The following is a 23,504-nucleotide window of genomic DNA, read 5'->3' on the forward strand; positions in this document are numbered from 1 at the left end:
TTCTCTCACGGGCGTCCCTGGTTCTCGGAGGCGAGCAGGGGTTCCCACAACCGTCGGGCGAGCACACCGAAACGGGTGGGGTCGTCGAACCAGCCGGCCTCGACACCGTCCGGTGCGTCGGCGGTGAGCTGCCCGAGCGTCACGTCGGGCCCGTACAGATACTGCACGTGACGGTCCTTGCCGTCGCCGAACGCGCCACCGAACGCCTTCCCGGCGGCCGACAGTGCCATCTCCACGGAATCACCGCGGTGGCGGCGATCGGCGTACTCGGCCGACGCGCCCGTCACGAGCGGCAGCGGCCGGCACAGTCCACGATCGCGCAGATCGACGAGTGCGGCGAGCAGCGCGACGGGATCGGCGGGAGCCAGCAGGGTCGAGCGCCACGCCGGATACGAGCGCGAACGGCTGCGTCCCGTGGTCACCGCACGCCACTGCCCGGGATGCCCCGAGGCGACGACGGCGAGCAACCGGATCCATGCTTCCAGCCGGTGTTTCGGGGACAGCTTGGAATACGTGCTGCGGGCCAGCACCTCGCCGTGTACACCTCCGACGGTGCCGGTGAGCCGACGACCGTCGCCGAGATCGACGCGGATGTCGACGGTGCGGGCCTGCCCGGTGTGCACACCGGCACAGGCGTGCACGAGGCGCTCGACGTTGTCGCTCACCGCGTCGAGGGTCCTGCGGCCGAGCGCGAACGGCGGGAGCGTGCCGCGACGCCACTCCGCGTCCTGGAAGGCACCCGCGGACATGCCCGCCAACCGCGCTTCGAGCATGCGGTCGCCCAACTGCCACTGGGCGAGACCGTCGAGCTCGACGTCGAGTGCGTCGGCGATGCCCTCGTCGGTGTCGGGGATCCGCAGACCGAGCCGCTGCCGGAGGAAGCCCTGCGTCGGATGTGTCAGGAAGGAGACGAGTTCGTCGAGATCGACGTCGGTGCGCGCCGGGGCCGGAAGGTCGTCGACGAGAAGCGCACCCGATCGGTCGCGTGCCACCGAACCTCCTTGCCCTGCACGGGCTCCCGCGAGTGCGGTGACACCGAACCCGAACGGGTCGTCGGCCCGGAAGTTGCGCGGATCGAAGGGCTGCAAGGGATGTCGCCGAACGATGCGCTCGTCGTCGACGTCGACGCCCGTCATCGCCGCCACCACGTCGCGCACCTCGGTGAGCGGAATCGCCGGTGGGCGCAGCGCTCCGGTGACGGCGTCGGCGCCGGTATGGAACAACAGCACACGCTCCTCCGCGGCCATCAGCGCGTCGAGGAGCAACTGCCGGTCCTCGCTGCGCGGATCACGCTCTCCGACACAGGGATTCTGGGTCAGGACGTCGTCGCCGTCGATGTGGGCCGTGCGGGGGAAGACGTCGTCGTCGAGACCGAGGAGAACCACCACGCGATGGGGCACCGAGCGCATCGGCACCATCGTGCACACGGTCAGTTCGCCGGTCCGGAAGTTCGAACGCGACGGACGCCCCGCGAGCCGGGAGGAGAGCATGGACCGGACGTCGCTCAGGGACAACTGCGTGTCGCCGGCGTGCTCGACGGCGTCGCCGATCTCGCGCCGCGCGCGGGTGAGCTGCCATGCGTCGGCGGTGGGAACGTCGGTGAGCAGGTCGATGCCGTAACCGAGTTCGTCCGACCACCGCCCCGCCGGGTGCGGGCCGCGCAGCCGGAGCAGCACCACCGTCAGCCGGTCGATGAACTCGGCGAACCGCCCGGCGAGGTCGATGTCGTTGCTGTCGACGTCGTCGAGAGGCAGCGACAGCGACAGCCACTCCCCGTCCGCGCCGTCGGCGGCGACACCGAGCAGGATGCGGTCGAGTGCCGCACCGAAGGTGTTCTGCATGAAGTCGCCGAGACCGAAGCTCTTGCGCTGCCACGGGCCGAGACCCCAGCGGGCACCGGTCTCGGTGGTCCACTCCTGCAGGCGTTCGAGTTCGTCGTCGTCGAATCCGAACTTACGGCGCACCGGGGCGGAGGCGGCGAGATCGAGGACCTCGCTGGCGGTGACCCGGCCGTCGGCGAGCGCGAGCAGTTCGGACACCACCGCGAGGATCGGATCGGTGCGGCGCAGGCCGCGATCGGCGAGACGGACCCGCAGCGTGTGGCCGGGATGCTCGCCGACCCCGGCACCGAAGGCGGCGTGGACGAGCGGCGCGTACGTCTCGACGTCGGGGCACATGACGATGACGTCGCGTGGCTCGAGAGTGGGGTCGTCGCGGAACAGATGCAGCAGGCACTCGCGGAGCACCTCGACCTGCCGGGTGGGTCCGTGGCAGGCATGGATCATCACGGTCCCGTCGGGCTCTGCCGATCCGGGTTCGGGGGCGCGATCGTCGCGGAGATCGGCCTGCAACCGGCCGAGGAGCGTCGCCGGCGGCCGGGGTGAGGGGTGCGGAACGTCGGTGCAGTCGAGGCCGGAGAGCCGGCTCTGGAGTTCGCGCACGTCGCGGCCGAGCGCGGCGAGCAACGGGTGCTGCACCCCGAGAGCGCTGTGGTCGTCGGCGCGACGCATCGACGCCGGGCGCCGGGTCAGTCCGTCCCACATCACCGGGCTCGGATGCGGAAGCCAGATGTGCACGTCGCGGTGGTGCCCGAGCGCGGACAGCACCTCGACGAGGACGGTGTCGAGGCGGGTCGGACCGAAGATCGAGAGTCGTTCGGGCAGGTCGACGACGTCGGGGTCGTTGCGCAGCCGGCCGCACAGTTCGTCGAGTCGCTGCGACGGACTGTCGACCCCGATGCGGGCGCGCAGCCGTCGCCACAGCTCGGCCTGCCATCGCAGGTGGTCGTCGAGGGGCGCACCCGTGCCGTCGGTGTCGTGCCCCGCCGCCCACTGGGCGATCATCCCGGGGCGCTGGAGTCCGTAACTGCGGAGCAGGCCGGCGAGATGCGCTGCGGTGGCGTACCGGCGCCCGGCCCGGTGGTCGTCGGCGCCATGACCGAGGTGCCGCGCGAGGGTGGCGCACCACGGTTCGCCGACGCACTCGTCGATCACCCCGAGCAGCGACCACAACATGCGGGAGGGATGCCACGGATCGTCGTCGGCGGTGATGCCGGAGGCTGCGGCGAGCGCTTCGTCGACGAGGCGCGACGGGGACGGGAAGTCGATGTTGGCGGCCACCCCGTCGCCGGCGGACGAACCGAGCCGGCCCGACAACCGCTGGGTGAGCCATCTTTCGACACCGCGCGCGGGCACCGCGACGACCTCCCGCGCGAACGGATCGTCGAGGGGTTTCGCGAGCACCTCGGCCAGCGCATCCGCCAGGATGCCGGTGCGCTCGGCACGGTGCAGTATCAGCACGCGTCGCTCTCCCTCGTCGTCGCTCGTTCCCGTCCGGTACGGCTTATCACACCGCCCGGACAGGCGACTGCGCCGCAGGTCGCGGGTGCATGCGGCGGAGGGTCGGCAGGCAGGACCTGCCCGGAACGGTCAGGTCTCCGTCGAGATGTCGAACAGCGACAGCTGGTTCCTCGTCATCTCGGCGGTGACATCCGCGTGGTAGCGCTCCCCCAGATTCTGTGCGACATGGGCAGGGCAACCGAGTTCGCTGCCGATCTGCTCCCAGGTGTATCCGGCCTCGCGGCGTTCCCACGCGTAGCCGCCGTCCTCGTCCCACGGCATCGACATGATCCGATGGTGGCCCGGGTCACACCCCTCTTCAACGACCTGCCCCGGTGTGTCGCCGACGGATCCGGCGGGAACGACGATGCCGCCGCACCTCGGAAGAGGCACGGCGGCATCGGAACAGGCGACGGCCGCTCGAACAGGAGCCGACCGGTCAGGCGACCCCGCGAGTCAGTTCTCGGTGAGCCACTTGTCGATGTCGGTCCGATCGTTCTGGACGATGTTCTCGACGAGCTGGACGATCAGACCCTCGATCTGTCCGCCGACGACGGGGACCTTGACGGTGGCTTCGCCACGCACCTCGATCTCGGTACCGCCGGCCGCGTTGCCACGAAGCTCCGAACGGGCCGCGATCGTGATCGGCAGTCCCGACGTGCTGCCGGCGAGGGTTCCCTGCGCCGTACCGCCCTCGAGTCCGCCCCATTCGTCGGTGCGCTCGATGATCAGAGGTCCTCGCACCACGCCCCGGACGACCGCGGGCAGAGCAGAGGTGTCGATCTGGTCGGAGACCTTCGCGCGGAAGGTTCCGGGGCCGGAGCCGACCTCGAGCTGCCCCACGCCGGTCTGACTCGCAGCCAGTCGGCTGTTCCAGAAGTCCTCGCTGGTCAAAGCGCCGTGGACGCGTTCGACGCTGTGGTCGAGCGTGGACGTGAAAACGAATTCCTTGGACATGACCGGAGACGATATCCTCCCGCTCGGATCTGGACGAAACGGGCCTACCGGTGTCGTTCTGCCACGTCAGAGAACAGCGACGAGAGTCGCCGCCGCTCCTCCGACGACACCCGCCAGAGCGAGCCCGGCCGCCACGGATCCTGCGACCACCGCGGCGGCTGCGAATCCGCAGACGGCGAGGACGACGAACATCAGCATGCCCGCGATCGGGTGCTCGAGCAGAGCCGGCATCTCCTCCGTCACCGGAGGGTCCACCTCCCTCGGCGCCACGGCGGCCGACGGCGGGGCCTCGACGGACCGCGCGTCGATCGTCTGCGCCGGAGTGTCGGCCGACTGCGACGGAGCAACCGTCGCCGGAGCGGTGATCACGTCCGTGGGCATGACGGGTGCTGCCGTGGTCATCGTGTCGTCCCCGCTTTCCTTGTGCTGCTTGCGGCCGTCTCACGGTCGCCGATCACCTGAGGAGTCAGGCGGACCGCGTCTCGTCCCGGCCTCGATCTCTCACGTCAAGGTGTGCTCCGAAGTTTCCCCGCGAGTAACCGGCTCAAACCGAGACCCGTGTGACTCGCGTGCGCCGAGTGGTCACTGCAGCAACGAACCCGACCAGGGGGTGTGTTATGGATCACATAGACGTTAGCAGTTCCGGGGGTCGGGTAGCCGACAGTTGTCACGTCATTTCTCGATGGATGTGAATTCGTCGGTAGATCACCGACTCTTCCAGTGCGAAGGAGGCGAACGCACGATGACCGAGAATCGAACTCCCGCGTTGCTCACCCAGTTGCGCACTCTCCACGAACTGACCCATGCAGAGACCCAGGTCGCCGAAACGCGTGTCGCGCAGGCCCGAACCGAAGCGGTACGCAAGGAGCTGACCGAGAACGCCGAGAACTGCCGCATCCGTGCGGTGGCGATCGAAGAGGCGATCCGCGATCTGGGCGGACTTCCCGATGTGGTCGGGCCGTTCATCGGCCGCGCCGCCATCATGGTGAAGACCCTCACCGAGCAGGCGCAGCCGTTCGACGAAGCACTGCTGTCCGACCTCGCCCTCGAACATCAGCTCCTCGACCGTGCCCGCTACGTGAAGGCACTGGCCACCGCGGGCGGACACAAGTCGATCGTGTCGCTGGCGGACCGTCTGATCACAGCCCACACGGCGACGGTCGAGTGGCTGACCACCGTCATCGCGGAGGAGGCGCTCGGCGGTCCTGCCGCTCTGCGTCGCACTCCCCTGCAGGCCGCGGCCGGCGCAGCGGTGCGCCTGGTCAACACGCCGGTCACCTGGTCGGCGCGCAGCATCGATCGAGCGATCGACGTCGCCCGCTCGACGCGTCCCCGCATCGAGTCGCTGCTCTCGCGCGGCGCGCACGCCGGTGACGTCGCAGCCAAGACCATCGGTGCCTCGCGCGATGCGGCTCTCGAGACGGCCGAACGCGTGAGCCGTCGTGAAGGTGCAGACGGCACCGCCGACGCTCTGCACAAGGCACGCAGCGCCTCGGGTGTCCTCACCGAGGAGGAGCTGCCGATCCGGAACTACGACGATCTCACCGTCCCGAAGGCCGTGGCGGCGGTCAAGGAACTGACCGAACCCGCGGATATCCGGGCGATCGTCGCCTACGAGGAAGCGCACAAGGCACGACATGGCGTGATCTCCGCGGCCCAGGCCCGTCTGGCCGCTATCGCGCAGGAGGTGGTCGGCGTCTGATCCGCCGCACCCCCAGTCACATCACACGATCGCCGGGTCCCTCGTGGGCCCGGCGATCGTCGTCACCCCCCGTGTCGGTCCCGCTCGCAGCGGGTACGCGACCTCTACGTTCATTCGAAAGGACACACCATGACCCGCATCCTGTTCGTCGTCAGCTCCGCCGATCATTGGACGTTGCAGGACGGCACCCGCCATCCCACGGGCTTCTGGGCGGAGGAACTCGTCGAGCCGTACACCGTCTTCGACGAGGCCGGTTACGACATCATCGTTGCCACTCCGGGCGGCCGCACGCCCGTCGTGGACCAGGCCAGCCTCGAACCCGACGCCGCAGGCGGTGAGGACCGCGTGGCCGAGTTGAAGTCGTCGCTCGAGAAGTTGCAGCCGGTGCTCTCCGGTGCGGCGGTGCTCGAGGACCAGCGGGCCGAGGACTTCGACCTGCTGTTCGTGCCCGGTGGTCACGGTCCGATGGAGGATCTCGCCGTCGACGAGCGGTTCGGTGAACTCGTGCGGCACTTCGTCGAGGCCGACAAGGTGGTCGCGATGGTGTGCCACGCCCCGGCGGCCCTGCTCCCCGCCCACGAGTCCGGCGGCCGCTGGCTGTTCGAGGGTTACAGCCTGACGGCGTTCACGAACGTCGAGGAGGTCCAGGCGGGACTGGCCGACAAGGCACCCTGGTTGCTGCAGGACCGTCTCCAGGAGGCGGGCGCGGTCTTCTCGTCCGCGGACGCCTGGGAGCCGCACGTGGTGGTCGACCGCGTCCTGTACACGGGCCAGAACCCGGCCTCCTCGCGGCCGCTCGCCGAACGCGTCGTCGCCGAGATCCCCGCGCGTGCTACGTCGTGACCTTGCGGACGAAATCGATCGTCCGCTCGAGCGCGGCACGCGCATCCGGCGTGGACAGATCGAACTGGTACTCGTGTGCCAGTTCCGGTGTGTGATCGTCCGGATAGAACAACGCATCCACCTGCACACCCAGTCCGGTGAGTCGCTGCGCGAGCCTCTCGGACTGGGTGGCGGTGAGCGGATCGGCGTTGCCACCGGAAATGTAGGTGGCCGGGAAGTTCTCGGTGACCGAGTTCAACACCGACATCTGGCCCGCCGCATCCGAAGTGGCGAACTCCCGGGCGCCGGTGTAGGCCCACATCGCCTGCTCGACGCCCCATCCGATCAGCCCGCCGCTCCCACCGATCGCGGACACGTCGTAGATGCCGCAGTTGAGCACGACACCCCGAACGTTCTCCGGTGTGAACGCCGGGTCGACACCGAGGGTCGCGGCGTAGTCGGGGTCGGTGACCGCCGCGGCGATCTGCGCGGACAGTTGCGCCCCGGCCGAGTCCCCGGCGAGCACGATCCGCTCGGTGTCGATGTGCAGTTCGTCGGCGTGCTCGAGCAGGTAGCGCTGTGCATCGACGAGTTGCCGCACCGGGGTCGGATAGCGATGGCCCGGTGCGAGCGAGTAGCCGACCGACACCACGGTGAATCCGGCGGCCGCGAGACGCCTGTAGTAGCCCGCGTAGTTGGTGCGATTACCCGACAACCATGCGCCGCCGTGCGTCCACACGATCGTCGGTAGCGCCTCGGTGGTCCCCGGCGGTGTGTACACGTCGAGGTAGGCGTCCGGGTCGTCCTCCCGATAGTGGAGGTCGGCGACGAAGTCCGTCTCCGGAGCGCCCACCGCGAGCTTTGCGGTCTGCTCCCGCGCGTCGCGTTCGAACACCTTCCGCACCACCAGTGATCCCGGCACGGGGGTGAGGACGAACGCCGCCGCCACGACGACGAGCACCACGACGAAGACGATCAGGATCCATCGACCGACACGCCGACGCGGCGCTCTGTCCGTACTGCCCTCCGACACCTGTCACTCCTGCCCGGTCACGATGCGCCCGGGTGGATCCGGACCGAACGATCATGTCAAACAGTGCGGCGGGATGCGGGTTCTCGGGCGCGGGGTCGACCGTCAGGGCTGTTCGCTCAGCGCCTGCAATCGGGTCTCCTCGAGGTCGAGGCGGCGCTGGGCCGCACCGAGTGTCTGCGAACTGTAGGTACCGCGCGCCCGGGCCTCGAGCAGGGCCCCACGTTCGGCCGCGATGGTGAGCAACCGCAGCCGGATGTACTGCTCGCGCCGTTCGTCGTGGTCGGGATCCGGCGACGACGCGCCGCGTTCGTCCCGCACGCCGATCAGGCTGTCCGCCCGGACCCGCTCCACGGTCTGCGGATCGACTCCGGACGACGACCCGGTGAGCTCCTTCTCCCCCGCGTCGGCCAGCTCGGCGAGCAGCGTGCCGTATTCGGTCCGGAGGCGTTCCTGGTCGTCGGCCGGGATCTTCACGAGCCGGATCACCGCCGGCAGTGTCAGACCCTGCAGCAGCAGTGTGGTCATGGCGACGACGAAGGCGATGAGGATCAGTTCGGCGCGGAAGGGTGTGTCGCTGGGGAGCGACTGGGCCGCTGCCAGTGTGATGGCCCCGCGCATCCCGGACCATGCGAGCACCACCCCGCCGCGCCATCCCAGTTTCTCCGTGACGAGGAAGTCCGCGTCGGCAGTGGCACGGTCGAACCGTCGTCCGATGTATGCCCTCCGGCGGGAGGGAACGTCGGCGTCGGCGAAGCGCTGCGCGATCCTTTCGCGGCGCTGTTCGAGCACCGGGAGCGCTTCCGCCGCTTTCCGCTCGTCCCGTTTGAGGACGGCGACGAGCGGGACGACGAAGAACATACGCACCGCGATGACGAACGCGCTGGCGACGAGTCCGATGAGCAGCCCCTCCGTGGTCGACAGTCTCGCCTCGTCGACCTCGTCGAGGAGATGTTCGAGGCTCAGACCCATGAGCAGGAAGATCGCCGATTCGAGCAGGAAGGCGACGGTCCGCCAGTTGACCTCCTCCGCGACGCGGTCCGCGGCGCGCAGGTATTTCGGGCCGAGATGTCCCGTGACGACCCCGGCGACGACCACTGCCAGCACGCCGGAGGCTCCGAGTTCCTCCGCGGGTACGAAGGCGACGAACGGCAGGATGAACGACGCGGCGGTGTTGAACACCGCGTCCTGGAACAGACCTCGGATGCGGACGTTGACGAGCCCGACGACGATGCCGATGACCGTGGCGACCACGACCGAGTAGAAGAAGTCCCCGGCGACCTGCCACAGCGAGACCGCTCCTGCCATCGCGGCGATCGCCGAGCGCAGCAGGACCAGCGCCGACGCGTCGTTGACGAGACCTTCGCCCTCGAGCACGGTGAGCAGGCGTGACGGCAGACCGAGCCGGCGGCCCACGGAGGTGGCCGCGACGGCATCGGTGGGGCTGACGACGGCGCCCAGCGCGAAGCACGCGGCCCATCCGAGATCCGGGATGAGCAGGTGGAACAGCACTCCCGCACCCGCCGTGGTCACGACGACGAGGAGTACCGCGAGTCCGCTGATGGCCTTGAAGTTCCGGCGGAAGTCCTGGGCCGGCATGCTCAGCGCGGCCGAGTACAACAGGGGCGGAAGGATGACGGTGAGAACCAGTTCCGGCTCGATCTCCACATCGGGGACACCCGGGACGAAGCTGAGCACCGCCCCGACCACCACCAGACCGAGCGGCGCCGCTACTCCGAGGCGTTGCGAGAACGCCGCGACGCTCACGATGCCGGCGATGCCGACCACTGCCATGAGAACCAGATCCATTCGGATCATTGTGCTCGCTCACGACCCGTCGACCGTGGACCGGCTCGAGTGGGGTTCGTCGCGGTCGGGCGTATATCTCGGGCTTTCTCGTTCAATGAGAAGGTCGATCCTCCGGGTCGTCATCGCTCCCAGACTCGTGGGACACATCGGTGTCCCACGCGCGCGCGGGACGGCGACGACCATGCTGAGGAGAACCCTATGGCCTTGCTCGACGAAGCCCTGTGGACGGGAAAGATCCATCTCGACGGCTGGCGCCCCGGCAACGGCGGCACCACGAAGGTCACCAACCCCTCGACCGGGGAACAGATCGCCGAGATCGGTCTGGCCGACCCGGACGACGTCTACGCCGCCGCCCGCGCTGCTGCCACCGCGCAGAAGTCCTGGGCCGCCACCGCACCGTCCGAGCGTGCGGAGATCCTCCGCCGCGCCGGCGAGAAGTTCCGCGAGCACGCCGACGAACTCATCGGCTGGGGTCTCCGGGAGGCCGGGTCCATCCCGGACAAGGCCGCGATGGAGGTGTTCGGTTCCGCCACCGAGTGCTTCGAGGCGTCGGCGCTGCCCACCCACCCGCACGGTGAGTACCTGCCGTCGGACAACGGTCACTGGTCCATCGCGCGCCGCCTGCCCGCCGGCGTCGTCTCGGTGATCGCCCCGTTCAACTTCCCGTTGCTGCTCGCGATGCGCTCGGTCGCCCCGGCCCTCGCTCTCGGCAATGCGGTGCTGCTCAAGCCGGATCCGCGGACCAGCGTCATCGGCGGTGTCGCGGTGGCCCGGATCTTCGAGGAGGCCGGGCTTCCCGCCGGTGTGCTGCAGGTGCTGCCCGGTGGCGGTGACGTCGGCGCCGCGACCGTCGACGCTCCCGAGGTGCGGGTGGTCTCGTTCACCGGATCCACCGCCGCCGGACGCCACGTCGGCAAGGCCGGCGCGGAGCAGCTCAAGCGCACCCACCTCGAACTCGGTGGCAACAACGCGATGATCGTGCTCCCCGGCGCCGACGTCGACCTCGCTGCCGGTGTCGGAGCGATGGGATCGTTCTTCCACCAGGGCCAGATCTGCATGACCACCGGCCGGCATCTGGTGCACGAATCCGTCTACGACGACTACGTGCGTGCCCTCGCCGCGAAGGCGGATGCGCTCGTCGTGGGCGATCCCGCGGGCGGCCCGGTGCACCTGGGCCCGATCATCGACGAGCGTCAGCTGGCGAACATCGACACGATCGTGCAGGACACCGTGGCCGCGGGTGGCACTCTCGCTGCCGGCGGCACGCACGAGGGGTTGTTCTACCGGCCCACCGTCCTGACCGATCTGACCACCGAGATGCCCGCCTGGGGCCAGGAGATCTTCGGTCCCGTCGCACCGGTGCTGAAGTTCTCCGACGCGGACGAGGCCGTCGAACTGGCCAATGCGTCCGAGTACGGCCTGTCGGTGAGCATCGTCGGCGATGTGGGGCAGGCGATGAAGATCGCCGACAGGATCCACTCGGGCAAGATCCACATCAACGAGATGACCGTTGCCGACGAGGCCAACGCTCCCTTCGGTGGGGTCGGGGCATCCGGTACCGGTTCCCGCTTCGGCGGTCCGGCCGCGAACATCGAGGCGTTCACCGAGACCCAGTGGGTCACGGTACGTCCCGACATCGCGCCCTACCCGTTCTGACGCAGATCGCGAATCGGCCGGGCGAGCATGTGCTCGCCCGGCCGTTCTCGTATGCCTGACAAGGCTATTCGGCGAAGGTGAGTCCGCGGGCGGCTCGTTCCTCCACCGCCGCAGCCGTTTCCTCCGCGATGAGGTCGGCGTTCACGGCCGCCCCTGTCATCACGCCGGTCCCCGCAGCGACCACGACCACCGCGGAGAGGTCGGCGGAGTTGCCCGCCGCCCACACACCGGGCAGCGCGGTCTTCCCCGTCGGGTCGGTCTCGATGAGGGTGCCCACGGGATGGTCGGTGACCGTTCCGCCGAGCTGCTCGTAGAGGTCGGCACGGGCGACGAAACGCGGTGCGACCACCACGGCGTCGACATCGACCTCGGTGCCGTCCTCGAGCACCACGGCACGGACCTCGTCGCCGTCCGCTCGCAGTTCTGTGACGGCGCCCTCGACGATCCGCACGTCGCGCGCCTCGAGCTGGTCGCGGGCCTCGCTCTCCAGGGCGGGCGCCGAGTGGGTGAAGAAGGTGACATCGTCACTGAGCTGACGGAACAACAGGGTCTGGTGCACGCTCATCGGCCCCGAGGAGATCACGCCGATGCGCCGGTCCCGGACCTCCCAGCCGTGGCAGTAGGGGCAGTGCAGGACAGACTTGCCCCACAGTTCGCGGACTCCGGGCAGGTCGGGCAGCTCGTCGACCAGGCCCGTCGCGAGGATCAGCCGACGTGCCTGCACAGTGGTGCCGCCGGAGAGACCGATCTCGAATCCCGTGTCGCTGCGACGAGCGGATTCTGCTCGTGCGGACAGGATCTCGGCGCCGTATCCGGCGGCCTCCTTCCGACCGAGAGCCAGCAGTTCGGTCGGCGCGATGCCTTCGTGCCCGAGCACATTGTGCGCGGCCGAGGCAGGGGCGTTGCGCGGTTCACCGGCGTCGACGACGAGCACCGAGCGGCGCGAGCGTGCCAGCGCGGTGGCGGCACTCAGTCCGGCCGAGCCGCCGCCGATCACGACGACGTCGTAACCGTCCTGCGTGGGATTCTCCTGGGTGTTCATCGGTTCTCCTCCTTGATTGCCTGTGCGATCCACACGGTTCGGGATCCACGCACCACCAGATCTGCCCGGTGCAGCACCGACTCGGGGCCGTCGCCGACGAGCCGATCGAGCGTGTCGAGATCCTCGTCGGACACGGCATTGTCGAGGCCGGTGCGCATCCGGCTCAGCACCGCGTGGGCGTATCGGCGTGCAGTGTCGTCGACGTCGACTCCGAGTTCGTCGCGGCGCATCTCGACCATCCCGAATCCGGCGCGACGCAGGTTGTCGCTCCAGTCGGGCCACCTGTTCCACCCTCGGGACGCTGCGGCCTCGTGGCATCTCGTTTCGAGTCCCGGCGTACCGATACCGATGTCGTCGGGCAGGAATCGTGGTTGCGACTCCATCTCGGTGACGACCACCGTCCCACCAGGTGTCATCGCCTCGGCGAGTTGCCGGAGCGTCGCGTCCGGATCCTCGATGTGGTGCAGGGACAGTGCCGCCCAGGCGAGGTCGATCGCACCGACGGCCGGAAGTCCTGCATCGAGATCCGCTTCGACGGTCCGGATCCGATCGCCGAACCCGGTGTGCTCGGCGGTGTTCCGGATCCGTTCGAGCATCCCGGCGGATCGGTCGAGGGCGACGAGTTGCGCGTCGGGGAACCGGCGGGCCAGGGCGAGTGTTCCCGTGCCCGTCCCCGCGCCGATGTCGACGATGGTGCGAGGCGCCCGGTCGAGCTGTCCGGCGACCCGGTCGAGCAACGACTCGAAATAAGGCCGGTGCATCGCGGCGTCGAGGTCGAGGACCTCGGCCATCGACTCGTCGCGCGCGTGGTCGTGTACGGCGTGGCGTCCGTGATGGGCGTGGTGGTGCATGACTCCACGCTAGAACGCGTCATCCAGTTTCGGCATACACTCTTGCCTATGGAGCAAGAATCGTCCGATCTGGACCAACTCATCCGCCAGCGCATCCGCAGCCTGCGGCTCGCGCAGGGGTGGACCCTCGACGCTCTCGCAGCCCGGTGCCACATCAGCCCGTCGAACCTGAGCCGCATCGAGACGGGTCGTCGCAGGATCGCGCTCGACCAGCTCGTCCCCATCGCGCGGGCACTCGACACCACGATCGACCAGCTCGTCGAATCCGGCGAGGACCAGGACGTAGTGATCAGACCCCAGCCGTGCGACACCCCCGGGTACACGACCTGGCTGTTGTCGCGGGAACGATCACTGGGCGGCGTCACCATCGCCAAGATGCGGATCACGAAGCAGGAGCCGGTGCCGGCCGACACGCTCCCGGTGCACCCGGGGCACGAATGGTTCACCGTCCTGACCGGCACGGCCCGGCTCCAGCTCGGCGAGCGGACGATCCTCATCCAGGAGGGCAACGCCGCCGAGTTCTCGACGATGACACCGCACGCGATCAGCGCGCACGACGGGCCGGTGGAGATCCTCACGATCCTCGATCACAACGGGGAGCGTGCGCACCTGCGCAACCCCGGATCGCGCTGAAGCCGCCGGGTTCATCGATCAGGCGTACAGGCGGTCGACGAACGCCCGGAGATTCTCGCGGACGCGTTCGGCCTTCTCCTCCGGCTCGAGATCCTCGCGGTACCGGCTTCCCAGTGCGGGCTTCTTCTTGCCGCGTGCGTACAGCGAACACTGCAGGTCGATGCACATGTACGTTCCGACCGCGTTGCCCGCTCGACCCGCATCGCCGACCTTGTTCGCCGTCATCAGCGCGATGCCACCCCGGGTGTGGGTGGTGAGGCAGATGGTGCACATCTGCGTCTTGCCCGAGCCCTGCTGTTCGAACCGCATGGCGACACCGACGAGTTCGCCGTCGCGAGGGACGACGATGTAGCCGCGTCCGGGGAACGACGGGTCGGTCCAGCCGAGGAAGTCGAGTTCGTCCCACGGCCGGTCGTCGAGATCGCGCGGCACCGGAAGCCGCTTCGCATCACCCTTGGAGCAGTTGACGAAGGATGTTCGAATGTCCCGTTCGGTGAGCGGGTCCATGGCCGGAACCACCTTTCGTTCGCGTATGTACCGACCCGAGGACGGTACGCGCCCCGCTCACACCGGACAAACGATTTTCGCGGCGCTCACGCCGGCGAACGCGGCGCGCCGATACCCGGATCGATCGTCACCGGACCGGATGCGGTGGGCGCGACCGGGAAGTCGAAGATCGCCGTCGGAAGGTACACCGTGGCACACGAATTCGGGATGTCCACGACACCCGACAAGCGCCCCTCGATGGGTGCAGCCCCGAGCAGGAGATACGCCTGCTCGGGGCTGTAGCCGAATTTCGTCAGGTAGTCGATGGCGTGCAGACACGCCCGCTGGTACGCCAATTGCGAATCCAGATACCGCTGCTCGCCGTCGAGTGTCACGGACGTGCCGGAGAACGCGAGCCACTCGGAGTACTGCGGGTCGGTGTTGCCCGGCATGAAGATGGCGTTCTCGCTCACCCCGTAGGTCTCCATACCTCCGGGGATCAGGTCGACGCGCAGGTCGATGAACCCGCCCATCTCGATGGCGCCGCAGAAGGTGATCTCGCCGTCACCCTGGGAGAAGTGCAGGTCGCCGACCGAGAGATTCGCACCGTCGACGAAGACCGGATAGAAGATCCGGCTTCCCTTCGTGAGGTTCTTGATGTCCTGGTTGCCGCCGTTCTCCCGCGGCGGAGCGGTGCGTGCCGCTTCGGCCGCGACCCGGTCGAAATCGGCGCCCGACAGGCTGCCGAGAATCGCGCCGTTCGGCTCGGGCGGCAGCGCCAGCGCCGGTTCACGGTCGGGATCCGTCGCGATCAGCGCGGCTTCCCGGGTGTTCCACGTCGACAGCAGTTCGTGCGACGGCGCCGTCCCCATCAGGCCGGGATGCACGATGCCGGTGAACGACACGTGGGGCACGTGGCGGCTCGTCGCCTTCTGCCCGGAGAAGTCCCAGATCGCCTTGTAGGCGTCGGGGAACTGGTCGGTGAGGAATCCCCCGCCGTTCGTCTTCGCGAAGATGCCGGTGTAACCCCAGCCCTGTCCGGCGAGCGGACCCGAGTCCTCCTGCGGGATCGGGCCGATGTCGAGGATGTCGACGATCAGCAGGTCGCCGGGCTTCGCCCCTTCCACCGCGAACGGTCCCGACAACGCGTGCACGATGTGCAGCGGGGCATTGCGGATGTCGTCGGCGGAATCGTCGTTGTGGATCTCGCCGTCGAACCATTCGCGGCAGTGCACGCGGAAGGAATCCCCCGGTTTCAGCGTCGCGACGGGCGGGATGTCGGGGTGCCACCGGTTGTGGCCGATCTTCTCCTGATCGGTGAACCGGCGGGTCGAATCGAGGGGGAACACGACGTCGGGCACGGGACCTCCTGCAGCGGTGACGGATCAGGGACTGTGACGATCGGGGACGGTGTCGGTCAGGGTCGGGGTAACGATCGGTGCCGGGGATCGGTGGACACCGGCCGCGACGGACGCCTCGACGCTCCCGGCAGGGCGCCCGAGACGACGTCGGGTTCGGACGCGGTCCGCGCCGTCGCGTCGTGCAGACGCATCGCCACCGAACCGCCCCGGCCGAGACGGGGCGCGGTGAGCGAACGACGAGCCTGCTGCGCACACTGCGGGCACGGCGTCGACGAGGAGACCTCGCTCATCGGAAGGGAGACGTCGAACGGCCCGCAGTCGGCACATCGGAACTCGTACAGCGGCATCGGCATCGCCTTTCGCCCGTCGGTGCACCGACCATAACGGACCGAACGGCAATTCGCGGGCCGACACCGAACGTCGCGGGGAACGAATGCGGGCGGAAACCGGCGACAGAAGTCGGCACATGTCAGAATTGCCGGGTTCGAGGTTCGGGGCAACACGCGTCGATCCATCATTCGGCGGAGGTACGCGTGAGAACCATTCGATCCGACGACGGCTGTTCGAGATCCCGCCGCACCCGCGCCGCGATCGGCGCGATTCCGGCAGCCGCCCTCCTTCTCGCGGCCGGATGCTCCACCGCCGGGTCGTCGAACGAACCCGACACGGTCCGTGTCGAGTCCGTCGCCGCCGGAGACATCTTCGATGCCCCGCATTCGCTCACGGTGCGTCCGGGAACGTCCGAGCTGTGGGTGACCAATTCCGGAAACGATTCCCTGACCGTGGTCGACCTCGCCGAACCCGGGTCGGCCCGGCAGCTGCGAGACGGCTACGGAGAGCATTTCACCGCTCGCCCGTCGGGTATCGCATTCGACGAGGACGGGGATTTCTTCGCGGTCTCGAACAATTCCAACAACGAGGTCCGCGATATCGAGTTCGTCCTCAACCCCGAACGGAATTCGCATTTCAAGGGGAACAATTTCATGGGTCCGACCTTGTTCTCCGCAGAGACGTTCGCGCTTGCCGGGCAGAACAAGCAGTATCTCGACGACTGGCCCCAGCCGGGCATCAGTCACGATCCGCCGGACGATGTTCCCAGGCATCAATGCCCGGCCGAGTACTGGTCGGATTCGACCGCTCGCTGCGTCTGGCCCCGCCAGGGCAGCCATCTCGACATGCTCCACGGCAACCCGCTGAGCACCGGCATCACCCACGACCACGCCAATGCCTACTTCGTCCTGGACGGGTGTGGGGCGCGCGACGACACGAACACATGTCGCGGACCCGGACACGTGGCGCGTGTCGATTTCAACCGCGATCACCAGGAGGGCAACGGCTTTCACGGGGATGCCGTGACAACGCGATACGTGGATCTACCGTACGAGCGGGTGGACGGCGTGCCCAGCGGCATGTTCCTCCACGACGGCTGGGTGTACTACTCCGATACAGGGGCAGGGGTCGTCCGGCGCTTCCGACCCGACAGTGGCCGATACGAGCTGATGGTCGACAACTGGAACGACTCGCCCGCCGGCCACGGTGAACAGGGACCCGGCGTCATCGACTGGAGCCACATCGAGAACGGCCCCGGCGACGGCGACGATCCCGAGACGGTGGCAGCGTGGGTCGAACGTCGCGGCAACCACGAGGCCATCGCGGGAGCGGGCGACCGCTGGATCCGGCCGATGGAGACCCTGTCCGAGTATTCCTATGTGTGGGAAGCGACCCGCGAGGACGTCACCGCTCCGGATGTGATCGGCCGCCCGGCCGGTCTTGCTGCCGGCGACGATTCGTGGTTCGTCTCCGACCACTCATCCGGTCGCATTCTCGAGTTCGCGTGGGACGGCACCCCGCGCCGCGTCTTCGAGACGGGCAGGTCCGGAGTGACGGGTCTCGCGACGACATCCGACGGGCAGTCGTTGTACTTCGCGGACAGCGAATCCGACGGGATCTACCGGATCGATCTCACCTGATCACCCGATCCGCGACGGGGTCGGATCATTCCGTGACACGCTCCCGCTTCGTCAGCACCAGCGGTTCACCCTCGGTGATCGCGATCGTGTGTTCGCTGTGCGCGGTACGCGAGCCGTCGGCGGAGCGGATGGTCCAGCCGTCCGGGTCGTAGACGATCTTGTCCGTCCCCGCCGCGAACCACGGCTCGAGGGCGAGTGTCAGGCCGGGACGCAGCACGAGTCCGCGGCCCTTGCGTCCGGCGTTCGCCACGTGCGGATCCTCGTGCATGGTGCGGCCGAGACCGTGACCACCGAATTCGGTGTTGACGGGATAGCCGTACTCGGCGGCGACGGCGCCGATCGCCGCGGAGATGTCGCCCAGGCGGTTGCCGGGGAGCGCGACGGCGATACCCGCGGCCAGCGCCACCTCGGTCGCCTCGACGAGATGCCGGTCCTCGGGACGCTCCGCGCCGACGATGATGCTGCGCGCCGAATCGGCGACCCAGCCGTCGATCGAGACGGCGATGTCCATGCTGAGCAGGTCGCCGTCCCGGAGCACGTAGTCGTGCGGGAGTCCGTGCAGCACTGCGTCGTTGACGGACAGGCAGATGACGTTGCGGAACGGTCCGCTCCCGAACGACGGCGCGTAATCCCAGTAGCACGAGACCGCGCCGCGTTCCTCGATCATGTCCCGTGCGCGCTGTTCGAGGTCGAGCAGGTTCACGCCGGGCCGGGCGCGGCCCGTCAGGTCGTCGAGCAACTCGGCGATGAACGTGCCGGTCACGTCCATCGCCGCGATCTCACCGGGGGTCTTCAGTTCCAACACGGGCGTACTCCTCAGGATCACGAGACGGTATTTAAATACCACCCTAACGCGGCGATCGGTATTTTCATACCGACACGGTTAGACTGCGGGTCATGGTGCGACTCCCCCTGACCCCGGAACAGCTGGCCGCCGGCAAACGCCTGGGCGGACGGCTGCGCGAAGCCCGAGGCAGCAGGACGCTCACCGAGGTGGCCCAGGCCGCCGACATCTCGCCGGAGACCCTTCGGAAGATCGAGACCGGACGACTGGCGACGCCGGCCTTCGCAACGATCGCCGCCCTCGCACGGGTGCTGCCCGTCTCCCTCGACGATCTCGCCGAACTGACCCTTCCCTGCACCGACCTGCAGCGCACCGGATAGCCCCGCCCCGCGTGACGTAACAGCGGGAGACATCGGCAGCGATATCAGGAGGCACACCACCGCGACAGCGAAGGGACCCCGATGTCGATGCAGCCTCCGCCGGACGGATACGGCTACGGCTACGGCGCTCCCCCGCCACCCTGGCCCACCCCGACCCCGCCGCGACGACCGAAGTGGCCGTGGCTCGTGGGCGGTGCCCTGCTCGTCGCCGTCGTCGCCGCGGTCGCCGCGCTGGTCGTCGTCCTGACCCGCTCGTCCGATCCGGGATCGGAGAGCGCCGTCGCCGCGAGCCCGTCCCCGTCGACCGTGACCGTCACCGCGTCGCCGTCCGCTGCCCCACGAGCGGAAGCGGAGCCGCCCGCCCCGCGAGCACAGGCGAGTCGGTCCGCCGCCGCGAGCGGCTTCCCGACCAACGGCACCCTGAAGGTCGGGGTGGACATCGCGCCCGGCGAATACGCGCTGCGCCCGACGGATTCGCTCGGCGGCTACTGGGAGCGGCTGTCGTGCCTGACCGGCGACTTCGAGTGCATCACGGCCAACAGCATCGTGCAGGGCAACAGCTACGTCACCGTGCTTCCGGACGACGTGGCGCTGCGGATCGAGGATCTCGAACTCACAGCGACCGGGAATCCCGCGCCCGCGACCGGACCCGCACGTCCACTACCGCCCGTGTGGGCCTCCGAGGACACCGACCCCCAGGGTTTCGTCGGCATCCCCGAGGCGCGGTGCAACCACACGAATTTCGCTGTCGCCATCGGACAGACGGCCGACTCACTCGTTGTGGTGTGCGAGACCGGGGCCGGGCGGTACTACTACAAGGGCGTCCGTACGAACGACGGGGCGGCGATCGAGATCGACGATCCCGTGCCCTCCGGCGACGGTTTCACCGCCACGAACGCCGGTGTGCAGTACAGCATCTCGTCGAGTGCCCTCGTCATCTCCGAGGGGTCGACGGTGCTCGCCGAGGAGCCGATGCTGCAGTACTGGTCGCGGTGATCGGCAGTACCCGTGATCACCGGGGACGCGAGACCGCCCGGCCCGCCCCGCTCCGCCACACCCCGTGCACCCCGCTCGGTCCGATGCCCCGATCGAGCGCGAGCAACAGGACGGCACATCCGATTCCCGACAACACCAGGCTCGTGCCGAACAGCGCGGGGTAACCGACGACGTCTCCGACCACACCGGCGGTGAATCCCGCGATGCCCTGCACGACGACGATCGCGCACGCGAGCAGGGTGTAGTCGCTGCCGGCGTGGCCCCTGTCCGCGGCGTCCATCATGAGCGTGAATACCGCGACCGTCGCGGCACCGCCGAGGATGTGTTCGGCCAGGCTCGCGGAGACGATGAGCCCGAACCCGCCGTAGCCGAGCGACGCGACGACGTACAAGGCGAGGCTCGCCGTCTGGGTGACGCCACCGATCAGCAGGGCCTGCCGGCGACCGCGACGGAAGCACAGCCACCCGCCGAGCGCGGCGCCGCCGAGAGCGCCGGCCGAGGACAGCACGCCCTTGACCAGCGCGATCTGCCCGAGGGTGAGTCCGGAGTCGGACATGAACGGGCCCACCATCGCCGACCCCATCGAGTCACCGAACTTGAAGCCCCCGATGAGCAGGATGAACGCGAGCATGCCGGGGCGGCGCAGACGCGCCCACCACGCGACCGTCATGCGGGTCGCACTTCTCGGCTCCCGATCCGGCGTGACCGCTCGCTCCGTGCGCGGCAGTCGCCACACCGGGATCGTCGTCAGCACCAGCAGGAACGCCATCGCGAGGAACAGGCTGCGCCAGCCCGCAAGGGAGAACACCCACAGCAGCGCTCCCCCACCGACGATCATCCCGATGCGGTACGCGCCGACCTGGATACCGTTCCCCAGCCCCCGCTGTGTCGGTCCGAGCAGTTGCACGGCCAGACCGTCCGTCGCGACGTCCTGTGTGGCCGAGAGGGCGTTGACGACCGCGATACCGACGAGCAACCACCGCAGCGTCGACGACAGATCGAGGCACGCCAGGATCAACGACACCGCCGACGCTGCGAGCTGGAGCGAGAGCAGCCACTGCCGCCGCGTTCCGTAGTGGTCGACGTACGGCGCCCACAGGAACTTCAGCGCCCACGGCGCGAACAGCACACCCGTCGCGCTGATCGCGATCAGCGAGAAGCCCGACTCGCGGAGCACCACCGGAAGCGCCTGGGTGAAGAACCCGTACGGCAGACCCTGCGCGAAGTACAGAGCGGCCAGCAGCGCGAGCGTGCCGGTCGGGATGCCGAGCCGGGCCGGTGCAGTCATGCGGACATGGTGGCAGAACGGTGCCGACCGTCCCCGACGAGCATCGGCGAAACGGGGTGTCGGTCCGCGGCGATACAGTCGGCGAAACAGACGAAAGCGGCACCCGCTTCTCCGGAGAGGACGTGATGAGGGAGTTCCTGGGGTTCTTCGCACTCCTGCTCGTGATCGGTTTCGTCGTCTCCTACTGGAAGGTCCTGCTCGGCATCCTGGTGATCACGGCCGTCGGAGCCGTCGCCTGGTTCGTTCTGAAGTACCTGCTCGAACAGCAGCGCGAGGCACGCGCCCGGGACGCCGCACGCGCCCAGGAGCTGACGCACAACGCCGCAGCCCAGCATCACAGCTACCTCCAGGGATTCGACCACGGCATCTACGGCAACTATCCGCCCGTGGATCTCGACAAGCTCTGATCGCGCCGTCGCTCTCCGATCGCACAGTCGCCCATCACCGAGGCGCAGCTCACGTCGCGGCCGATGGGAGGATGGTGCCCGTGCCGATGCCCTCACCGTTGCCCGTCAGGAACGGGGTCGGGGCCACGCGACTGCGTGTTCCGACCTCCGGTCCGTGGTCGACGGTCGCCGAGTACGTCGTCGCACGCTTCGACCATCTCGACCCCGACGATCTCTACCGCCGCTTCGACGCCGGCGAGATCGTGGGGATCGACGGAGAACCGATCGGCCGTAGCACGGTGCTCGGAGCGCACCGGTTCGTCTGGTACTACCGCGATCTGCCCGTCGAGGAACCGGTGCCGTTCCACGAGGAGATCCTGCATATCGACGACGACCTCGTCGTGGTCGACAAACCGCATTTTCTTCCGACGACTCCGGGCGGGCGCTACCTGCGCGAATCGGCACTGGTCCGGCTGCGGACCCGTCTCGACAACCCGGATCTGACACCGATCCACCGGCTCGACCGGGCGACCGCCGGGTTGGTGATGTTCTCGGCCCGGCCCGAAACGCGCGGTGCCTACCAGTCGCTGTTCGAGAAGCGGAAGGTCACCAAGGTGTACGAGGCGGTGTCCGCACTGCCGGCGGAATGGGATCCGGCAGCGTCGGAGATCGCCGGACGTCCGGTCCCCGTGCTGTACCGCAATCACATCGAGGCGCGGCGCGGTGAGTTGCGCGTGGTCGTCGACGACACCCGCGAACCCAACTCCGAGACGCTGATCGAGGTGCTCGGATCCGGGGTGAGCGGGTCGGGACGGGCCGTCCTGCACACTCTGTTGCGCCCGCACACGGGTCGGATGCATCAGCTGCGCGTGCATCTGGCGGCGCTCGGTATCGGGATCCTCGGCGACCACTGGTATCCCGTCCTGCTGCCCGAGACGCCGGACGACCATTCGCTTCCCCTCCAATTGCTCGCGCGGGAACTCGAATTCGTCGACCCCTTGTCGGGGGACGAGCGTCGCTTTTCCACCCGGCGCAGCCTGGCCGAAGCACCGACCACGCAGGACTGAGTGCGCCCGAGCGGATCCTGGTCGATCCTCCGAAAACTCCGACATGCCCGGCTTCACGAAATACGCTGGTAGGCATGACCAAGGTCGTCGACGGTTACCTCCGGTCGCCACTGTCGGGCATCGCACCGTGGATCCTCATGTCCGTCCTGTCGGCTCCCGGACGGTTCGAGGAAGCGGTGTGTTTCGCTCTCGGCCTCGTCCTGCTGACGATGTGGGTGGGCGCGCGACGCGGCATCAAGATACACGCCCTCGACGTGTTCGGCGCGGCGTTCTTCGTCGTGCTGGCCGCGGTGGGCCTCATCGCGTCGGACGGTGTCATCGACTGGATGGAGATCTGGGCGGGTGAACTCACGAACATCGCGCTCGCGGTGTTCGTCGTCGCCACCCTGATCGCGCGCAGGCCGTTCACACTCCCCTACGCGAAAGAGGACACGCCCCAGGAGTACTGGACGTCTCCCCTGTTCATGAAGATCAACTACGTGATCTCCGCGGTCTGGGCCGGTGCGTTCACCTTCTCCGCCATCGTCGGGTTCATCGGTGACGCCGTGATGCGCGACCCGGGCAACTTCTGGACCGGCTGGGTGCTCCAGCTCGCGGCGATCTTCTTCGCGGTCTCCTTCACCGAGTTCTATCCGGACTACGCCGGAGCGAAGTTCGCGGCGACGCAGGGTGAGTCCGAACCTGCCCCGTCCATCCTGAGGCTGATCGACTGGTTGCCGACCTTCGTGCTGGTCGCAGGGATCTTCGGGTGGGTCACCGATTCGGTACCCGACGCCGTCGGAATAGGCATGATCATCGTCGGCATCATCGGAAGCGCGGTGCTCGGCAGACTGTCACCGAAGACCGAGAAGGCCTCCACCTGACGCGGTGCCCCGACACCCGGGGCGTGTGGATTGTGTCGTGTCCGATCCGATTCGGATCAGCGACGAGCGGAGCGTACCGGTCT

23 protein-coding genes are annotated in these 23,504 nt (G+C 68.5%); 10 read left to right on the forward strand and 13 right to left on the reverse strand.

The genetic code is table 11. The annotated features are described in order from the left end of the window. Nucleotides 1-5: 5 nt before the first annotated feature. From recC to ACPCXD_RS16600, 4 genes are all read right to left on the reverse strand, one after another. Nucleotides 6-3,299 (reverse strand): exodeoxyribonuclease V subunit gamma, encoded by a 3,294-nt coding sequence (gene recC, locus ACPCXD_RS16585; RefSeq protein ID WP_423660355.1) that lies wholly within the window; start codon nt 3,297-3,299, stop codon nt 6-8. 129 nt (nt 3,300-3,428) lie between these two features. Continuing rightward, nucleotides 3,429-3,626 (reverse strand): hypothetical protein, encoded by a 198-nt coding sequence (locus ACPCXD_RS16590; RefSeq protein WP_059381543.1) that lies wholly within the window; start codon nt 3,624-3,626, stop codon nt 3,429-3,431. A 168-nt stretch (nt 3,627-3,794) separates the two neighbouring features. Continuing rightward, nucleotides 3,795-4,295, reverse strand: a complete 501-nt coding sequence (locus ACPCXD_RS16595) for a DUF2505 domain-containing protein (protein ID WP_088896629.1) — start codon at nt 4,293-4,295, stop codon at nt 3,795-3,797. 66 nt (nt 4,296-4,361) lie between these two features. Further along, a complete protein-coding gene (locus tag ACPCXD_RS16600; protein WP_160874909.1) occupies nt 4,362-4,697 on the reverse strand; it encodes a hypothetical protein in 336 nt (111 codons plus the stop codon). A gap of 340 nt (nt 4,698-5,037) precedes the next feature. Here ACPCXD_RS16600 and ACPCXD_RS16605 point away from each other — a divergent pair, with 340 nt between their 5' ends. Both ACPCXD_RS16605 and ACPCXD_RS16610 read left to right on the forward strand, forming a co-directional pair. Continuing rightward, nucleotides 5,038-5,997: a ferritin-like domain-containing protein gene (locus ACPCXD_RS16605; RefSeq protein ID WP_202399629.1), complete on the forward strand. Its 960-nt coding sequence runs from the start codon at nt 5,038-5,040 to the stop codon at nt 5,995-5,997. Between the two features lie 129 nt (nt 5,998-6,126). Then, nucleotides 6,127-6,840, forward strand: a complete 714-nt coding sequence (locus ACPCXD_RS16610; RefSeq protein WP_160874913.1) for a DJ-1/PfpI family protein — start codon at nt 6,127-6,129, stop codon at nt 6,838-6,840. On the opposite strand, the gene ACPCXD_RS16615 is transcribed toward ACPCXD_RS16610, so the two are convergent. Further along, nucleotides 6,830-7,852, reverse strand: a complete 1,023-nt coding sequence (locus ACPCXD_RS16615) for an alpha/beta hydrolase (RefSeq protein WP_088896626.1) — start codon at nt 7,850-7,852, stop codon at nt 6,830-6,832. The genes ACPCXD_RS16610 and ACPCXD_RS16615 overlap by 11 nt on opposite strands. 102 nt (nt 7,853-7,954) lie before the next feature. Then, nucleotides 7,955-9,658, reverse strand: coding sequence for a cation:proton antiporter (locus ACPCXD_RS16620; protein ID WP_160874915.1), 1,704 nt, complete (start codon nt 9,656-9,658; stop codon nt 7,955-7,957). A gap of 198 nt (nt 9,659-9,856) precedes the next feature. Between ACPCXD_RS16620 and ACPCXD_RS16625 the strand changes: the two genes are divergently transcribed. Beyond that, complete coding sequence (locus ACPCXD_RS16625) at nt 9,857-11,314, forward strand: benzaldehyde dehydrogenase (protein WP_160874917.1); 1,458 nt, start codon at nt 9,857-9,859, stop codon at nt 11,312-11,314. A gap of 64 nt (nt 11,315-11,378) precedes the next feature. Here the strand turns inward: ACPCXD_RS16625 and ACPCXD_RS16630 are convergent, their stop codons facing one another. Together ACPCXD_RS16630 and ACPCXD_RS16635 are read right to left on the reverse strand one after the other, a co-directional pair. Continuing rightward, nucleotides 11,379-12,356, reverse strand: coding sequence for an FAD-dependent oxidoreductase (locus ACPCXD_RS16630; RefSeq protein ID WP_160874919.1), 978 nt, complete (start codon nt 12,354-12,356; stop codon nt 11,379-11,381). Beyond that, nucleotides 12,353-13,207 (reverse strand): methyltransferase domain-containing protein, encoded by an 855-nt coding sequence (locus tag ACPCXD_RS16635; protein ID WP_160874921.1) that lies wholly within the window; start codon nt 13,205-13,207, stop codon nt 12,353-12,355. The genes ACPCXD_RS16630 and ACPCXD_RS16635 overlap by 4 nt, the downstream gene beginning before the upstream one ends. A gap of 48 nt (nt 13,208-13,255) precedes the next feature. On the opposite strand from ACPCXD_RS16635, the gene ACPCXD_RS16640 reads away from it, so the two are divergent. Continuing rightward, nucleotides 13,256-13,840 carry a helix-turn-helix domain-containing protein gene (locus ACPCXD_RS16640; RefSeq protein WP_160874923.1) on the forward strand — a complete coding sequence of 195 codons (585 nt, stop codon included), beginning with the start codon at nt 13,256-13,258 and terminating at the stop codon, nt 13,838-13,840. Nucleotides 13,841-13,858: 18 nt separating this feature from the next. On the opposite strand, the gene ACPCXD_RS16645 is transcribed toward ACPCXD_RS16640, so the two are convergent. The 3 genes from ACPCXD_RS16645 to ACPCXD_RS16655 form a co-directional block, all read right to left on the reverse strand. Then, entirely contained in the window at nt 13,859-14,347 is a 489-nt protein-coding gene (locus ACPCXD_RS16645; RefSeq protein WP_016693916.1) for an FBP domain-containing protein, read from the reverse strand. A gap of 86 nt (nt 14,348-14,433) precedes the next feature. Continuing rightward, nucleotides 14,434-15,687, reverse strand: coding sequence for a formamidase (gene fmdA, locus ACPCXD_RS16650; protein WP_088896622.1), 1,254 nt, complete (start codon nt 15,685-15,687; stop codon nt 14,434-14,436). Nucleotides 15,688-15,743: 56 nt separating this feature from the next. Beyond that, nucleotides 15,744-16,205 carry an FmdB family zinc ribbon protein gene (locus tag ACPCXD_RS16655; RefSeq protein ID WP_423660361.1) on the reverse strand — a complete coding sequence of 154 codons (462 nt, stop codon included), beginning with the start codon at nt 16,203-16,205 and terminating at the stop codon, nt 15,744-15,746. A gap of 15 nt (nt 16,206-16,220) precedes the next feature. On the opposite strand from ACPCXD_RS16655, the gene ACPCXD_RS16660 reads away from it, so the two are divergent. Continuing rightward, complete coding sequence (locus ACPCXD_RS16660) at nt 16,221-17,657, forward strand: hypothetical protein (RefSeq protein WP_088896621.1); 1,437 nt, start codon at nt 16,221-16,223, stop codon at nt 17,655-17,657. 25 nt (nt 17,658-17,682) lie between these two features. On the opposite strand, the gene map is transcribed toward ACPCXD_RS16660, so the two are convergent. Further along, on the reverse strand, nt 17,683-18,462 hold the full coding sequence (gene map, locus ACPCXD_RS16665) for a type I methionyl aminopeptidase (protein WP_019287982.1): 780 nt from the start codon (nt 18,460-18,462) through the stop codon (nt 17,683-17,685). A gap of 92 nt (nt 18,463-18,554) precedes the next feature. Here map and ACPCXD_RS16670 point away from each other — a divergent pair, with 92 nt between their 5' ends. Both ACPCXD_RS16670 and ACPCXD_RS16675 read left to right on the forward strand, forming a co-directional pair. Next, a complete protein-coding gene (locus tag ACPCXD_RS16670) occupies nt 18,555-18,821 on the forward strand; it encodes a helix-turn-helix domain-containing protein (protein WP_258260571.1) in 267 nt (88 codons plus the stop codon). An 81-nt stretch (nt 18,822-18,902) separates the two neighbouring features. Then, nucleotides 18,903-19,817: an Rv1352/Rv1906c domain-containing protein gene (locus ACPCXD_RS16675; protein WP_423660364.1), complete on the forward strand. Its 915-nt coding sequence runs from the start codon at nt 18,903-18,905 to the stop codon at nt 19,815-19,817. A 16-nt stretch (nt 19,818-19,833) separates the two neighbouring features. Here ACPCXD_RS16675 and ACPCXD_RS16680 read toward each other — a convergent pair whose 3' ends face one another. Next, nucleotides 19,834-21,105, reverse strand: coding sequence for an MFS transporter (locus ACPCXD_RS16680; RefSeq protein ID WP_423660365.1), 1,272 nt, complete (start codon nt 21,103-21,105; stop codon nt 19,834-19,836). Nucleotides 21,106-21,230: 125 nt separating this feature from the next. Between ACPCXD_RS16680 and ACPCXD_RS16685 the strand changes: the two genes are divergently transcribed. The 3 genes from ACPCXD_RS16685 to ACPCXD_RS16695 all read left to right on the forward strand — a co-directional run bounded on the left by ACPCXD_RS16685 (nt 21,231) and on the right by ACPCXD_RS16695 (nt 23,421). Next, nucleotides 21,231-21,512 carry a hypothetical protein gene (locus tag ACPCXD_RS16685; protein WP_016693923.1) on the forward strand — a complete coding sequence of 94 codons (282 nt, stop codon included), beginning with the start codon at nt 21,231-21,233 and terminating at the stop codon, nt 21,510-21,512. 71 nt (nt 21,513-21,583) lie between these two features. Next, a complete protein-coding gene (locus tag ACPCXD_RS16690; RefSeq protein ID WP_423660368.1) occupies nt 21,584-22,558 on the forward strand; it encodes a pseudouridine synthase in 975 nt (324 codons plus the stop codon). 74 nt (nt 22,559-22,632) lie between these two features. Next, the gene (locus ACPCXD_RS16695; protein WP_160874935.1) at nt 22,633-23,421 is read left to right on the forward strand and encodes a DUF3159 domain-containing protein; all 789 of its coding nucleotides are present in this window, start codon (nt 22,633-22,635) and stop codon (nt 23,419-23,421) included. The last annotated feature ends 83 nt before the right edge of the window (nt 23,422-23,504 follow it).

The sequence above is a fragment of the Rhodococcus sp. AB351 genome, from assembly GCF_049538275.1.
GTDB lineage: Bacteria > Actinomycetota > Actinomycetes > Mycobacteriales > Mycobacteriaceae > Rhodococcus.